Source organism: Enterobacter cloacae, from assembly GCF_011078175.1.
Lineage (GTDB): Bacteria > Pseudomonadota > Gammaproteobacteria > Enterobacterales > Enterobacteriaceae > Enterobacter > Enterobacter cloacae_Q.
On sequence record NZ_JAALCJ010000002.1, the window covers coordinates 461561 to 476080 of the forward strand.

General features: G+C 54.5%; 13 protein-coding genes and 1 other RNA gene. 5 read left to right on the forward strand and 9 right to left on the reverse strand.

Annotated elements, in window-relative coordinates; translation table 11 throughout:
* Positions 1–11 precede the first annotated feature (11 nt).
* Both ykgO and G6Q29_RS06400 read right to left on the reverse strand, forming a co-directional pair.
* Complete coding sequence (ykgO, locus tag G6Q29_RS06395; RefSeq protein WP_003859006.1) at positions 12–152, reverse strand: type B 50S ribosomal protein L36; 141 nt, start codon at positions 150–152, stop codon at positions 12–14.
* A 2-nt stretch (positions 153–154) separates the two neighbouring features.
* Positions 155–415, reverse strand: coding sequence for a type B 50S ribosomal protein L31 (locus tag G6Q29_RS06400; RefSeq protein ID WP_165464964.1), 261 nt, complete (start codon positions 413–415; stop codon positions 155–157).
* Between the two features lie 217 nt (positions 416–632).
* On the opposite strand from G6Q29_RS06400, the gene G6Q29_RS06405 reads away from it, so the two are divergent.
* Positions 633–2192, forward strand: coding sequence for an EAL domain-containing protein (locus tag G6Q29_RS06405; RefSeq protein WP_165464965.1), 1560 nt, complete (start codon positions 633–635; stop codon positions 2190–2192).
* 51 nt (positions 2193–2243) lie between these two features.
* On the opposite strand, the gene G6Q29_RS06410 is transcribed toward G6Q29_RS06405, so the two are convergent.
* The 3 genes from G6Q29_RS06410 to G6Q29_RS06420 form a co-directional block, all read right to left on the reverse strand.
* Positions 2244–5333 (reverse strand): beta-galactosidase, encoded by a 3090-nt coding sequence (locus G6Q29_RS06410; protein ID WP_165464966.1) that lies wholly within the window; start codon positions 5331–5333, stop codon positions 2244–2246.
* Positions 5334–5436: 103 nt separating this feature from the next.
* Positions 5437–6507, reverse strand: coding sequence for a LacI family DNA-binding transcriptional regulator (locus G6Q29_RS06415; RefSeq protein WP_165464967.1), 1071 nt, complete (start codon positions 6505–6507; stop codon positions 5437–5439).
* Positions 6508–6583: 76 nt separating this feature from the next.
* Complete coding sequence (locus G6Q29_RS06420; protein ID WP_165464968.1) at positions 6584–7195, reverse strand: YczE/YyaS/YitT family protein; 612 nt, start codon at positions 7193–7195, stop codon at positions 6584–6586.
* An 84-nt stretch (positions 7196–7279) separates the two neighbouring features.
* Here G6Q29_RS06420 and G6Q29_RS06425 point away from each other — a divergent pair, with 84 nt between their 5' ends.
* Positions 7280–8701 (forward strand): PLP-dependent aminotransferase family protein, encoded by a 1422-nt coding sequence (locus G6Q29_RS06425; RefSeq protein WP_165464969.1) that lies wholly within the window; start codon positions 7280–7282, stop codon positions 8699–8701.
* A gap of 70 nt (positions 8702–8771) precedes the next feature.
* On the opposite strand, the gene G6Q29_RS06430 is transcribed toward G6Q29_RS06425, so the two are convergent.
* Both G6Q29_RS06430 and G6Q29_RS06435 read right to left on the reverse strand, forming a co-directional pair.
* Positions 8772–8987, reverse strand: a complete 216-nt coding sequence (locus tag G6Q29_RS06430; RefSeq protein ID WP_165464970.1) for a hypothetical protein — start codon at positions 8985–8987, stop codon at positions 8772–8774.
* Positions 8984–9235, reverse strand: a complete 252-nt coding sequence (locus tag G6Q29_RS06435; protein ID WP_165464971.1) for a hypothetical protein — start codon at positions 9233–9235, stop codon at positions 8984–8986. Before G6Q29_RS06435 ends, G6Q29_RS06430 begins: the two co-directional genes overlap by 4 nt.
* A 422-nt stretch (positions 9236–9657) precedes the next feature.
* Between G6Q29_RS06435 and G6Q29_RS06440 the strand changes: the two genes are divergently transcribed.
* A complete protein-coding gene (locus G6Q29_RS06440) occupies positions 9658–12147 on the forward strand; it encodes a BsuBI/PstI family type II restriction endonuclease (protein ID WP_242637198.1) in 2490 nt (829 codons plus the stop codon).
* A gap of 121 nt (positions 12148–12268) precedes the next feature.
* Here the strand turns inward: G6Q29_RS06440 and ffs are convergent.
* Positions 12269–12365, reverse strand: an RNA gene (gene ffs, locus G6Q29_RS06445) — signal recognition particle sRNA small type.
* A gap of 170 nt (positions 12366–12535) precedes the next feature.
* Here ffs and G6Q29_RS06450 point away from each other — a divergent pair.
* Entirely contained in the window at positions 12536–12847 is a 312-nt protein-coding gene (locus tag G6Q29_RS06450; protein WP_165464972.1) for an MGMT family protein, read from the forward strand.
* A 37-nt stretch (positions 12848–12884) separates the two neighbouring features.
* Here the strand turns inward: G6Q29_RS06450 and G6Q29_RS06455 are convergent, their stop codons facing one another.
* The gene (locus G6Q29_RS06455) at positions 12885–13412 is read right to left on the reverse strand and encodes a YbaY family lipoprotein (RefSeq protein WP_165464973.1); all 528 of its coding nucleotides are present in this window, start codon (positions 13410–13412) and stop codon (positions 12885–12887) included.
* A gap of 203 nt (positions 13413–13615) precedes the next feature.
* Between G6Q29_RS06455 and tesB the strand changes: the two genes are divergently transcribed.
* Positions 13616–14476 carry an acyl-CoA thioesterase II gene (gene tesB / locus G6Q29_RS06460; RefSeq protein WP_165464974.1) on the forward strand — a complete coding sequence of 287 codons (861 nt, stop codon included), beginning with the start codon at positions 13616–13618 and terminating at the stop codon, positions 14474–14476.
* Positions 14477–14520 lie beyond the last annotated feature (44 nt).

A 14520-nucleotide genomic window follows, 5' to 3' on the forward strand; every position in this document is an offset into this window, starting at 1 on the left:
GAAACGCGCGTCTAGCGTCTTTTTTTACGCCCCTGCACCGCCTTAAAGCGCGGGTTAGATTTGCAAATCACGTATAAGCGTCCCTTGCGTTTGACTATCTGGCAATCCGGGTGACGCTGTTTTGCACTGCGTAATGAGTTAAGCACCTGCATGATTAGCCTCGCTTCGCATCAAGAAAGCCGCCAAAACGCTTGCGGAAGCGCGCCGCGCTGCCATCCGTCGAGAAGGTTTTCTGCTTCCCGGTATAAAACGGATGTGATTTAGAGGAGACATCAAGGGTAACGTAGGGGTACGTTTTCCCCTCGAGCTCAATTTCACGGTCTGTTTTAATCGTTGAGCCGACTTTAAAGTATTCATTCGCCGCGGTGTCATGAAACACAACGGTGCGATAGGTTGGATGGATATTCGGTTTCATCTCTGGCCTTCATGTTTTGTTATAACATAACAAAATACTATCTGAGCTTTGTTGCAAAAACAACCCCCGTGACGCTCAGCCTATTTGTGAAAGGTTTATTCTGATACCTGCCTGAGACTGTCGCATGCTATAACTATATCATTTAGCGATAGAAAACCTTCTCCTCTGGCGCGAAAACTCCATGCCCCAGGCGGGCATATGGAAAGGATAAAGCAGCATGCGAACCCGACATCTCGTCAGCCTGGTGACAGGCGTACTGATCTTCTCAGTGCTGGTCCCTGTGTGCCTCAGTATCTGGCTGGCGCATCGTCAGGCAGAGAAGAAATTTGCGGATGCACTGGACAGCTATGCTTCGCGCGTCCTGATCCGTACCGACAGAGTCGTTGCTCAGGCAAAACAGGCGCTCACGCACCTCCAGACAGTTCAGGTCTCACCCTGCACGCCCCCGCATTTACGCGAAATGCGTCGGGTTTCATTCTCATGGAGCTATATTCAGGAAGTGATGTATATCGATAACCTGAAGCCGCTCTGCTCCTCTCTGGAACAATCCAGTAACACGGCTGTCTTACCGGCCCCGATGCGGATCACCGCAGACGGGTATCGCGCGTGGCTCACTTCGCAAAATGACCTCGGCGTTCACCGTTATATGGCCGTTCTGGGAAAAGGACATTATCTGGTGATGGTTGATCCGGCCTCGCTTGTGGATGTTGTCCCGTTTGGTGAAATTTCGATGGATGCCGCCCTGGTGGGCAGCGAAACCCACCGGATATTTGCCAGAAGCAATATTGTCGACCCGTATATTCTTTCGGTCGTTAAGGAGCAGCAGGGCGTCAACCGCGTCCAATACAACGGCTCGATGTACGTATTGAAGCCTGTACCCGAACTGGGGTTTACGGTTATCGCCTGGGCATCAGTAAAACCGCTGGCGGAATCCTGGCACCAGCAGCTGATCATCTGGCTACCGGCTGGCATACTGATTAGCCTGCTTGCTGCCCTTATTGTCCTGCGCATTCTCCGCCGTTTGTTATCCCCGCGTAACCGCCTGCTCGACGCGATCAACAACCGGGAGATCGAGGTTCACTATCAGCCCATCGTGGCACTGTCTAGCGGTAAACTGGTGGGTGCTGAAGCGCTGATGCGCTGGCCGCAGCCAGATGGCAGCAACCTGTCGCCCGATCTCTTTGTTCCGCTGGCTGAGCAGACGGGGCTTATTTCAACGCTGACGCAGCTGGTGGTGAATGAAGTATTTGAGGATTTAGGCGCCTGGCTGCATCATCACCCGGAGATACACATTTCTGTCAATCTTGCACCATCCGACTTAACATCCGCCGGGCTGCCTCGCCAGCTGAGTCAATTGCTCAACAAGTGGGGCGTCCACCCGCGCCAGATCGCTCTTGAATTGACCGAGCGCGGTTTTGCCGATCCCGCCGTCAGCGTGCCTGCCATCGCTGCGTTTCGCCGCACCGGGCACGCTATCTACATTGATGATTTTGGTACGGGTTACTCCAGCCTGAGCTATTTGCAGGATCTGGATGTCGATATCCTGAAGATTGATAAATCTTTTGTGGACGCCCTGGAGTACAAGAACGTGACTCCCCACATCATCGAAATGGCCAAATCGCTAAAACTGGCGATGGTCGCAGAAGGCATTGAAACTGAAGGTCAGCTCGAATGGTTGCATCGCCACGGCGTGGAGTACGGCCAGGGCTGGTATTTCAGCAAGGCGCTGCCTAAAGAGGATTTCATTCTCTGGGCCGGGCACAACCTCAGGAAATAAACCGATTACGCGGTGTTACGTGCGACCACGGCAGCGGCCGCACGTTTCGGCTCAGCTATTCTGCTGCCAGCTAAACGTGTAGCGCAGCCGGCGGTTTTGCAGAATAAAGGCCGGGGCTACGCTCGGGCTCCATGAGTCGTCTCCCCCTACGCCCATGTGAAACGCATCCAGATTCAACCAGCAGCCGGCCTCTTCCCGCAGCAAATGCTGATGCGTTGTCTCATGCAGCTGCTGCTGGCTATAACGGCTCAGTGAGAAATGGAACTGTCCCTGCAATTGATGGGAGCCAAACGTCAGCTCGCGGGTGTCGCAGCGCAAACCGTTCTCCGTCGGGAAGATATACGGCGTCTGCATCTCTTCCAGCGGTAACGCCCAGCGTCCCTGCTGCGCCGCCAGTTTTCTGTCCGGATAGTTCTCCAGCGGGCCAAGCCCTAGCCAGCGCACCGTTTCCGGGATATCCGCCAGCATGACGCACAGGCCCACGCGTGCGGGCTCAGGAACGTCAGACGCCACCGTTACCTGCACATCACCGTGCAGCACACCGAATTCATCAATCCGCCAGACCTTGCCGGAGATAAACAGCGCCTTACCCTGATGCTCCCAGACGTGCTGCGTGGTCACCACCACCTCACGGGCGTGTTGCTCCGCTTCACACAGGAGGAGGCGCGCGGACATCTCATACATCCCTGCCGCTTTCCAGCGTTCCACCCACGCGTTCGGATCGATGCGGGTCGCCTCGCTGATGCCAATGTCATTGTCCAGCGGCGCGCGGGTGAAGTTATCCGTTAGCGGGGAACGGAGCGTTTCAGCGCCCGCGTTCCACCACTGTGTCAGGTTTCCGGTGAGACGGCTAAACTGCCAGCGCTGCTGCTGATGAGTGATGTCCAGTATCTCGTCCTGCACCGTTAGCTGCGGAGGGGTTCCGCCTGCTTTCGGTGGCGCAAGGTACAGCGGAGCCGGGAGCGGCCACTGATCCCAGGCACAACGGTGGCCGGGCGGCGACCACGGCGTGGCCTGCGGCTGAACGATCTCCACGTTGAGCCAGACCTCGCCCGGCTCAGCGTCAAGCTCAGGCAGCGGGATCTCAACGCGCTGCGTCTCCTGAGGCGCAACAGAAAGGGTTATTTCGCCGGAAGTCAACACCGCACCGTCACGCGCCACCGACCATTGCAGATGCTCGTTGTCAGTATGACGGAACAGATAATCGCTCTGGATCTCGACGACCAGCGGAGCGGTGCTCACCAGCGTAAAGGTAAAAAACTGCTGGGCACGCTGTGCCTCGTAAAGGGCGGGATGAGGGGTACGATCGGGAAATACCAGACCGTTGAGGCAGAACTGACGGTCGTTGGGCTTATCGCCAAAATCGCCGCCGTAGGCCCAGAATGCCGTGCCGTCTTCCGCCTTTTTCGTCAGTGCCTGATCGACCCAGTCCCAGACAAAGCCTCCCTGCAACCGCGGATGGCTGCGGAATGCCTGCCAGTATCTGGCGAAGCCACCAAAGCTGTTGCCCATCGCGTGGGCATACTCGCACAGGATCAGCGGACGGGTTTCGTCCGGCATGCCGATCCACTTTTTAATCGACCATTTTGGCACCGCCGGGAACGGCTGATCCTGATCGACGCGGGCATACATCGGGCACACTATATCGGTTGCCGCCGTACTGGCGCCGCCGCCTTCGTACTGCACCGGCCGCGTGGGGTCGGTGGTTTTCAGCCAGCGGTACAGCGCATCGTGGTTCGCCCCATGCCCGGACTCATTCCCCAGGGACCAGATGATGATTGACGGATGATTCCGGTCCCGCTGCACCATACGCGTTACGCGTTCGCTCATGGCAGGCAGCCAGCGCGGATCGTCCGCCAGGCGGCTCATCGGCACCATGCCGTGGGTCTCAATATTTGCCTCATCAACCACGTACAGACCGTAGCGATCGCAAAGGGTATACCACAGAGGATGGTTCGGATAATGCGAGCAGCGCACGGCGTTGAAGTTATGCTGTTTCATCAGTTCGATGTCGCGGCGCATGGTCGCCTCATCCATCACCTGCCCCTTCTCAGGATGATGTTCGTGACGGTTCACGCCGCGGATCAGCAGCGGTTTGCCGTTAAGCTTCAGCAGGCCGTTGCTGATTTCGACGCGTCTGAAACCGACATCGCAGGCTTCAGTCTCCAGCACGTTGCCCTGCGCATCCCGAAGCGACATGGTCAGACGATAGCGTTCCGGGGTTTCAGCGCTCCATAGCGCGGGATTGTTCACGGGTATCGCCACCGTGAGCCGCTCCGCCCAACTGCCGCGTTCATCCACAATGGCCGATCCGGGCTGCTGCGTGGTTTGCGCGCAGGCTTCGCCGTTACGCCACAGGGTAAACGCCACCTCGCATTCGGCGTAGCGTGAGCCTTCCAGCGCAACGTCAACCCTGAGTACCGCCCGATCGCATTCGGCATTCAGATCGGTCACGATCTGATAATCGGCAATTCGCGTTCCCGGCTTGTGCAGCAGCGAGACGTCACGGAAAATGCCGCTCATCCGCCACATGTCCTGATCTTCCAGGTAGCTTCCGTCGCACCAGCGTAACACCATCACCGCCAGACGGTTCTGCCCCGGCCGCAGCACCGCGCTAAGATCGAACTCCGCAGGCAGACGGCTGTCCTGCGAATAGCCCATCCACTGCCCGTTACACCACAGATGAAAAGCTGAATTCACCCCGTCAAAAATTATGCGGGTTTGCCCGCTGCCCAGCCAGGCGTCATCCACCTCAAATGTGAGCGAGTAACAACCGGTTGGATTTTCAGCCGGAACATAGGGCGGATTCACATTTATCGGATAGGTGACGTTGGTATAGATGGGAGTATCAAATCCCTGCATCTGCCAGTTCGACGGCACGGGCATCTCAACGGCGTCAGCCAGATCGTCCGTTATCCATGCCTCGGGAACCTGCTCTGGCGCTGTGAAAAAGCTGAATCGCCAGACGCCGTTAAGCAGACGCTTGCTCAGCGAAGGCTTATCCTCGCGGGCGAAGGTTTCATCGCGCCAGCTATGAAACGGCGCGTGTGCGGCCAGACGATTCCACTGCGTCACGCCCGGGTTTTCCCAGTCACGACGCGCCAGAAGTGCGCTGAGGGTCAGCGGCAATGTAGAAGACATATTAACCTCTTTGCGAAGCGCTCACAATTTCAGCCAACATGCCCTGGTCAAGGGTGGCAGTAAAGTCTTTGATCGTCACCAGGCGAGCACGATCACAAAAGTGCTAGCTGCGCGCCAGTTTCTCCGCCAGCAGCGCCAGCGTTCTGAGCTGTTGCGCCAGATCTTCACGATCGGCCTGCTGTGCTGCGCGCGGCGCGGTGGAATGACGAACGATCAACGTAACGGGAAGTTGTTTCTGCCAGCGTTCTTTGTCATGGACAGGTGCCATGAGCCACTCCACGCTGCGCTCACCGGCCTCACGGAATGCCTGCCGAACGGTGGTCAGCGGAGGTGAAAACCACGCGCTGTCAGCCGTATCATCAAATCCGACAACCGAGATCTGCCCCGGTACCGCGACGCCTTTTTCCGCACAGGCGCGTAAAACGCCAAGCGCCATCTGATCGTTCGCCACAAGGATCGCCTCCGGCAGCTGCGCGCCCGCCAGGAGCTGATGGCCTTTCTCATAGCCCGAGGCCGCGCTCCAGTCCCCGTGTACCACGGCAAACGCCGCCATGCCAGCCTCAGCCAGCGTGGTGTTCCATCCCGCCAGACGAGCCCGGGCAGAGACGGAACTTTCCGGCCCGGCGAGCAGCGCAATTCGCTGGTGCCCCAGCGAAAGCAAGTGCTGCGCCCCCAGGCCAGCGCCCTGTTCGGCATTGAAAACGAGGCTGTTAACCCGAGCTGTCGGGGAAACATCGAGAAAAAGAATCGGGGTCGGCGAGGCCATTTCCTGAAGCATTTCTGCCTGTGAATCTTCCAGCGGAACGTTCACCATCAGCGCTTCCACGCGCTGCGCCAGTAGTTCCTGCAAAGCAGCCTGACACTGCGCGGGCTGCTCCACCATGGAGATGAGCACGGCTGCCCCCTGCTCCACTGCCCGGGATTTTACAGCTGAGGCGATTTGCGACGGTGCATGCAGCGCCAGATCGCTGGTCATCAGCCCCAGCGTGCGGGTGCGTTTCCCGGCCAGCTGCTGCGCGCCACGGTTAGGCACATAGTGTAGCGCCGCCATCGCCTGCCGGACCTTTTCCCGGGTTCGGGCAGAAACATGTTCCGCGTCGTTAATCACCCGGGAAACGGTCTGATAAGAAACGCCCGCCACGCGGGCAACGTCATAAAGAGTGATCGCTTTCATACATTCTGGCGTCGTAAAAGAGAAGTCACTATTTTGACACAGTTACGCCATCCTGGCCTGTGAGCGCTTCGCAAAATTACACAATCTGCTCCGGTTGCGGTGCTTTCGCCAGGCGCGGCCCCTGGCGAAACCACGGCAAACAGAGCTGGATCAGCGGTCCGATGGTTAATGCATACAGCACGGTTCCAACGCCAAATGCTCCCCCGAGGAGGTAGCCGACGATCAATACGGTCACCTCGATCGCGATACGCACGCTGCGGATCGACCAGCCCAGCCGGGCGTGTATGCCGGTCATCAGGCCGTCGCGCGGGCCAGCGCCAAAGCCCGCGCCAATATACATCCCGGTGGCAAGGGCATTCACTACAATGCCGGAAACCAGCAGGATGATGCGTACGGGCAGCGAGGTCAGTTCCGGGATCAGCGCCATTGACGCATCCGCTGCCAGACCGATACAGATCACATTGCTGATAGTACCCAGCCCCGGCAGCTGACGCAGCGGGATCCACAGCAGCAGCACCGCAGCTCCGGTTATAATAATTACCGTGCCGATGCTCATCCCGGACTGGATGGCGATTCCAAGGTGAAAGACATCCCACGGGTCGACACCCAGGTCCGAACGAATAAACATCGCGGTTGAAAGCCCATACAGCCCTAAACCGACATAAAGTTGTACCAGACGACGTACCATTTTCTCTTCTCCCAAAAACCAGATTCCATCTTCGGTGAAAATGGCACTATGATTAATGTCCAGTTTTCAAATAGTGGACTGCACATGTCATCACGTCGTTTTGGTAGCCAGTCTTTGGTTCGCCTGTTAGGGCACTGGCAACAAGCCTCTTCCCGTACCCCGCTTTGGCGCCAGCTGGCTGACGCGTTACGCCTGTTAATTTTGGATGGCAGGCTGGCGCTGAACACCCGCCTGCCCGGAGAACGGGAACTGGCCGCCGCTCTGAGCGTAAGCCGCACCACCATCAGCAGCGCGCTGGCGCATCTGCGGGAAGAGGGTTATCTGGAGAGCCGTCACGGCAGCGGTTCGCGGGCGATCCTGCCAGACAGCCGCGCCGTGCCCACGCTTTCCACTGCCAGCGCGGCGCTGGATCTCTCAACCGCCGCGCTCAACGCAGGGCCAGAGATCCACCAGGCCTATGCCCACGCACTGACGGCCATCACGCCTAATCTGGCACTGACCGGGTACGATCAGCTCGGGCTTCCGGCGCTGCGTGAAGCTATCGCCGCCCGCTACACCGCACGCGGTCTGCCCACCCGGGCAGACGAAGTGATGGTAGTGAACGGCGCCGTCAGCGGCTTCGCCCTGATCTTAAGAATGATGACCGGTCCCGGGGATCGCGTGGTGGTGGATCATCCCACCTACCCGCTGGCGATAGCCGCCATTCAGGGGGCGCTATGCCGGCCCGTGGGCGTCTCGCTGCCTGAAACGGGTTGGGATACCGACGGTTTTGCCGCAACGCTTGCCCAGACCGCACCGCGTCTGGCCTATCTGATGCCAGATTTTCATAATCCGACCGGGCGTTGCATGGATGCCGCGACGCGCCAGACCATTACCGACATCGCCGCGCAAACTCGCACCACGCTGGTGGTGGATGAAACCATGGTGGATCTCTGGTTCGATGCTCCCCCGCCGCCGCCGCTGGCCGCCTTTAACCCGGAGGCCACGGTGATTACGCTGGGCTCCGCAGGCAAAAGCTTCTGGGGTGGGCTTCGTCTCGGTTGGATCCGCGCTTCGTCCCGTACTATCGCCACGCTCGCGCAGACGCGTGACACGCTGGATCTGGGCTCTCCGGTGCTGGAGCAGCTGGCCACGCTGTGGCTTATCGAAAACAGTGAAACCTTCCTGCCTGCCCGGCGGGAAATGCTGGCAGAACGGCACGACCGCTGCGGCCAGATGCTGCGGGAACATTTTCCCGAATGGCGGTTTCAGGAAGCGGAAGGTGGGCTTTCATACTGGATTGAATTACCCGGCATGCTGGCGACGCAGCTGGCGGCACGCGCCGAGGCGACAGGCATCATTATGGGCACCGGCACGCGCTTTGGGCTTTCTGGCGCGTTTGACCGCTACCTGCGTATGCCCTTCTCACTCACTCCGCCAGAACTTGAAGAGGTATTATTGCGAATTAAACCATTGTGGCTTGCGTTAAATAAAAGTGTACCGACAGCTAAACGGAGCCTGGTGTAAAATATTCGTCAGAAACAATAAAAACTGCTGACTGTAACGCATGCAGTCAGCAGTTTTCATGACGAATAGCTTAATGTTGAGGAGGAATCGGGAAGCCTTTCAGCGAAATAATGAAACTTTCACCTTCTTTCTTTATTTTTGCACCGGTATCACACCAGTCAGACGCAATTCGAAAGAACTCATCACTTCCTACATTCCAGCCAAGACGAACATGCTTCACGTAGCCAGAACGTAAAAGAGTGCAGGCTTCATTGTAGTCACTGGCAGTCGATAGTTGATGTTTCATTTTCTCTTCTTCAGAAGTTTACGTAATGCTTTGATTTCTTTAGGAGTAAATGGGGTTACGCTCTCTTCTTCCGTATGCTGATTATCAACATCCTCTTCCGATACTCCCGCCTCTTCTACTGCTTCAAATGCCAGCAGCAGCAGTTTCTCTGTGGTCACGCTTAAATTATCATTATTATCTTCCGCATAGTGGCGAAGTCTTTCTTTTAGCGCTTCATCAATTTTAACGTTTAAAACCGCAGTTACCATGATTGTCACATCCTTACGGAACACGTGTTTAATTTAATACACGAAGATAAGTCTGTTATCCAGATATATATTTTTTAGCTTATGACAGAATAAAGGCATCCGAAAATAAAATGACAGTCTATTATTACAGGTTTATGACATTATTATTTCAGTTAAATGAAGGCTATATTACACACCAGGATAGCAGAATCGGCAAAGCAACCGTTGAACAGCTGCGGACTGTTGACGCAAGGTTTACCATTATCGGTGGCGCAGGATAGGCTAGCGATCGGCAAAGTACCCTTCTAAGGACTAAAGAAATCCTGATCGCTGCTCTGTTTGTAGTAACATTGTCGGCATGTGACGCATTCTGGCTCTTAATATTGTTCCGGATGACACAGGAGCAGTATGCAATTTGAACTTTTTTGTTACCTAGTGGAAATATGATGCGCTTGTTGGAATTGGCCGATCAGCATAGAAAAGAAGCGAATAAGCTGTTAAATCCAAAGACGAAATCTGCACTCGGTCAGTTTATGACGCCGGCTCCGATTTGTCTGTTCATGGCAAGCCTGTTTGACAACATAAAAGGTGACATAAAGCTACTCGACCCAGGCTGCGGAGTGGGCTCGCTCTCTGCGGCGTTCGTAGAACGAGCGTTGCGTCTTGGTGTCGACAAGATGGAGCTCGACGCCATCGACATTGCAGATGTGATGCTTCCGTATCTTAGCAAGACACTGAAAGCCTGTGATGAGGCTGCAAATGGAAAATTATCCCATAAAATTAGTAAGGTAGATTACATACTAGAGGCAAGTTTTCTGGCTAAAAATAGATCGACCAGTGAAGAGCCAGGGACTTACAGCCATGTGATTATGAATCCCCCTTATAAAAAAATTCTCTCCTCGAGCGCTCACCGGGCCTCTTTACGCAATGCAGGTATAGAAACGGTCAACCTATACTCTGGATTTGTGGCGTTAGCTTTAAAACAGCTGAAAAAAGGAGGAGAGTTAGTGGCGATTATTCCACGCTCTTTCTGTAATGGCCCGTACTATCAGCCTTTCCGTGAGCATTTACTCTCTGAAACGTCCATCAAGCATATCCACATTTTCGACGCCCGTAATGCGGCATTTGCTGAGGATGAAGTGCTTCAAGAAAATATCATCATTCACTGTATTAAAGGCGTTCCGCAGGGGCAGGTTATTATCACCTCCAGCCCAACGTCAGATTTTCATCTTGATGAAGAATCCGGGCAAATCACAGCCACCGATATGACGCAGCGCAAGGTGTCGATAGACAAAATAGTTAACCCAGCAGACAAACAAAAGTTCATTCATATCGCGGCAAGTCCCAGAGAACAGGACATAATCGAGAGATTATCCCCTTTTACAACAACTCTGGACGAGCTTAATGTTCAGGTGAGTACCGGGCCGGTAGTTGACTTTCGCCTTAAAAATGACCTCAGAGAAAGAATGGACTCCGGGTCAGTACCGCTACTTTTTCCTCAGCATTTGAACGGCACAGTGAAGTGGCCCCTTGATGGGAAAAAGCCTAATGCTATCAGGGTTTCCGAATCATCACGTCCCTGGTTATGGAAAAACCAGGGCTACTTCCTGATTTTAAAAAGATTTAGCAGCAAAGAGGAAAAGCGTCGCATTGTTGCAACATTGTATGATTCCTCGCTTCCGGGTGAGTTGATCGGTTTCGATAATAAAACCAATGTCTTCCATATTCAGAAGATGGGTATGGATGCAGATCTCGCTCGCGGACTTTATGTCTATCTCAACTGCACTTTACTGGACAAGTATTACCGTCAGTTTGGTGGGCATACTCAGGTAAATGCCTCTGATTTAAGAGCAATTCATTACCCTTCAGTGCAACTATTGCGAAAAATGGGTAGTGAGTTCGATGGTGATATGCTTAAACAGAATCAAATTGACGAAATTATTAACAGGGAGTTAGACCTTATGACGAAAGGAAAAATAGCTGACCCGTTGAAAGCGCAGGAAAAAATTGAGCAAGCTCTTGAGGTGTTGCGTCAACTTGGAATGCCTCGTGCTCAAATAAATGAGCGTTCTGCTTTAACTTTACTTGCATTGCTTGATCTTCATCCTGATGGCGAATGGGAAAAAATTGAACGCCCAATGTTGGGTGTGACACCGATCATGGATTGGTGTAGAGACGTATACGGTAAAGAGTATGCCCCAAACACGCGTGAAACCTTCCGCCGACAAACGCTCCATCAGTTTTGTGATGGCGGAATAGCTATATACAATCCGGATAAACCCGATCGCCCTGTTAACTCCCCTAAAGCCTGCTATCAGATAGCACCTGAACTGCATACCGTGTTACTAAACTATGGTTCTGCCAAATGGGAAACAGCGCTTGAAGAACATATGGGCAACGTACCGACCCTCGTTGAGCAGTATGCCATGGCGCGAAAAATGGAAATGGTACCATTAAAGCTGAATGACGGTACTGAATTAGAATTAAGCCCCGGTGCGCATAGCCAGCTCATCAAGGATATCATCGTTGAGTTTGGTCCTCGTTTCGCTCCTGAAGCAGAAGTTGTATATATCGGAGATACTGGCGCAAAGGAAGATTATTTCAGAAAAGATCGACTTGCGGAACTGGGGGTGAGTGTTGATCGAAAAGGTAAACTGCCTGATGTCGTTCTTTATTGGCAAAAACGCAACTGGCTACTGTTAATTGAATCTGTTACTTCCCACGGGCCCGTCGATGGAAAGCGTCACGGTGAGTTAGCCAAATTATTTGCGTCTGCTAAACCCGGGTTAGTATACGTTACAGCCTTCCCTGACCGGAAAGTAATGGCAAAATATCTGATGGAATTATCCTGGGAAACGGAGGTTTGGGTAGCTGATGCTCCAACTCATATGATCCACCTGAACGGCGATCGATTCCTTGGACCCCATACTTAAACCGAAAGCGTCATCATCGATTAATGGAGCCGGATATAATCGGCTCTACTTCAGGATGATTGTAGAAAAAGAAATGCGCTTTTAAGCAATACGACTTAGCGTAAGCACAAATGGGTGGGGGCCCTGCCAGCTACATCCCGGCACCCACGTCGTCTGCCCTGGCTGCTTCCTTCCGGACCTGACCTGGTGAACAGAGTAGCGTTGCGGGAGAACCAACAGAGCCCCCATTGAGAGCGTTGATAACCAACGCGCTGGCGCATTATCCCCGTGGAGCACCGCAATTGCAAGCCGCTGACAACCGGATGCTGGATTATTGCGCAAACTGCCCCGACAATCTTCCTTATCTTCGTATAACATTACCCTTCGCTGATTTCCCGCAGGAGAAACAATGGACGAACATGACACTTTCCCACAGCGAGTCTGGCAAATCGTAGCCTCGATCCCGGAAGGCTGCGTCACGACCTATGGGGAAGTCGCCCGGCTGGCGGGTTCTCCGCGCGCGGCGCGTCAGGTTGGCGGCGTACTAAGAAGGCTACCGAAGGGAAGCACGTTACCGTGGCACAGGGTCGTCAATCGCCATGGCGCAATTTCCCTCACCGGGCCAGACTTGCAGCGCCAGCGTCAGGCATTACTCTCAGAAGGGGTGCAGGTGTCCGGGGCAGGACAGATTGATATGCAGAAGTATCGCTGGGAATACTGACGCCCTCTCCCGTCAACATGGAGAGGGCGAAAGAGAATTACAGCTGTGTTGGCGGTGTAGGCAGAGTCGGCTGATTGGTCTGCGTTGCAACAGGCACTTCAGTTTGCTGCACCGGGACCAGGGTCAGGTCGATTTTGGTGCCGTTTTTATTGACCGCTTCCTGTACGGTATCGGTGATAAAGACCAGCTTATCGTTGATCGTTACCGCCGCGCTCAGGAGGATACGCGCATTGGGTTGCACGTCAGACGGCTTGTACGGCAGCACAAAGCTGAACGGCGCCTGTTTACCCTCTGTACGAACCGCGCGCTGCGCAAGCACTTTAGACGGCGCATCCGCCAGGGAAGCATCTGACAGCGTGACCGTTAAAACCGCATCCGGCGGCAGCGCAACCTTCTGTTTGATCCAGATCGTACCGGAAACATTTGGCTGCTGAATAGCTTGCTGTGAAAGGGTGTTAATCCCGTTTGCGCTTGCTGTTGGCACCGGCACATCGGCACTCTTACCAGCACAGGCGGACAACGCTACCGCAATTGCTACACCACTGAGCATAGGCACGAGTTTCATTGAAGTCTCCTTATCATCAATGCACCAGCGGGATCGATCCCATCTGATGTCGTTTTATTCACACAACGAATACAAGTGTGGCACAAATCACGGATTTATGCCTAATTTCGTCCGGATATTAAGATTATTCTACCCATCGGACCACTTTCATTTCTGGGTTATACTCAGCGTATCTTTCGCCACGGCGTTTATTGAGGACCACTATGAGTCAGGCACTGAACAATCTGCTGACATTGCTGAACCTGGAAAAAATAGAGGAAGGACTTTTTCGCGGACAGAGCGAAGATTTAGGCTTACGCCAGGTTTTTGGCGGCCAGGTCGTGGGGCAAGCGCTGTATGCCGCAAAGGAGACCGTCCCGGCAGACCGTCTGGTGCACTCGTTTCACAGCTACTTTTTACGCCCCGGTGACAGTGCTAAACCGATTGTGTACGACGTGGAAGTTCTGCGTGACGGTCAAAGCTTCAGCGCCCGTCGCGTGGCGGCCATCCAGCATGGGAAACCCATCTTCTACATGACCGCCTCGTTTCAGGCGCCTGAGCAGGGTTATGAACATCAAAAAATGATGCCTCCAGCCCCGTTGCCGGACGATCTGAAATCGGAAACCGAGATTGCCCGCGCGCTGGCGCATCTGCTTCCGCCTCAGGTTAAAGAGAAATTCCTTTGCGATAAACCGCTGGAGATCCGCCCCGTCGAGTTCCATAACCCGATGAAAGGTCATACCGCCGAACCGAAACGCCAGGTGTGGATCCGCGCCAACGGGACCGTACCGGAAGATTTCCGTGTACATCAGTATCTGCTGGGATATGCGTCGGATTTCAACTTCCTGCCGGTGGCGCTACAGCCGCACGGCGTGGGCTTCCTGGAAAAAGGGATGCAGGTGGCCACGATTGACCATTCCATGTGGTTTCACCGCCCGTTCGATATGAATGAATGGCTGCTTTACAGCGTGGAAAGTACGTCTGCCTCAAGTGCGCGGGGTTTTGTACGCGGAGAGTTTTATACGCAGGATGGCGTGCTGGTGGCGTCGACGGTCCAGGAAGGGGTGATGCGTAACAGAGGATGATGTTGCCCTCACCCAGCCCCTCTCCCTGCGGGAGAGGGAATAAA

Coding starts and splice junctions, on each gene's coding strand:
- ykgO (WP_003859006.1), bottom strand. CDS start 152: ATGCAGGTGCTTAACTCATTACGCAGTGCAAAACAGCGTCACCCGGAT.
- G6Q29_RS06400 (WP_165464964.1), bottom strand. CDS start 415: ATGAAACCGAATATCCATCCAACCTATCGCACCGTTGTGTTTCATGAC.
- G6Q29_RS06405 (WP_165464965.1), top strand. CDS start 633: ATGCGAACCCGACATCTCGTCAGCCTGGTGACAGGCGTACTGATCTTC.
- G6Q29_RS06410 (WP_165464966.1), bottom strand. CDS start 5,333: ATGTCTTCTACATTGCCGCTGACCCTCAGCGCACTTCTGGCGCGTCGT.
- G6Q29_RS06415 (WP_165464967.1), bottom strand. CDS start 6,507: ATGAAAGCGATCACTCTTTATGACGTTGCCCGCGTGGCGGGCGTTTCT.
- G6Q29_RS06420 (WP_165464968.1), bottom strand. CDS start 7,195: ATGGTACGTCGTCTGGTACAACTTTATGTCGGTTTAGGGCTGTATGGG.
- G6Q29_RS06425 (WP_165464969.1), top strand. CDS start 7,280: ATGTCATCACGTCGTTTTGGTAGCCAGTCTTTGGTTCGCCTGTTAGGG.
- G6Q29_RS06430 (WP_165464970.1), bottom strand. CDS start 8,987: ATGAAACATCAACTATCGACTGCCAGTGACTACAATGAAGCCTGCACT.
- G6Q29_RS06435 (WP_165464971.1), bottom strand. CDS start 9,235: ATGGTAACTGCGGTTTTAAACGTTAAAATTGATGAAGCGCTAAAAGAA.
- G6Q29_RS06440 (WP_242637198.1), top strand. CDS start 9,658: ATGATGCGCTTGTTGGAATTGGCCGATCAGCATAGAAAAGAAGCGAAT.
- G6Q29_RS06450 (WP_165464972.1), top strand. CDS start 12,536: ATGGACGAACATGACACTTTCCCACAGCGAGTCTGGCAAATCGTAGCC.
- G6Q29_RS06455 (WP_165464973.1), bottom strand. CDS start 13,412: ATGAAACTCGTGCCTATGCTCAGTGGTGTAGCAATTGCGGTAGCGTTG.
- tesB (WP_165464974.1), top strand. CDS start 13,616: ATGAGTCAGGCACTGAACAATCTGCTGACATTGCTGAACCTGGAAAAA.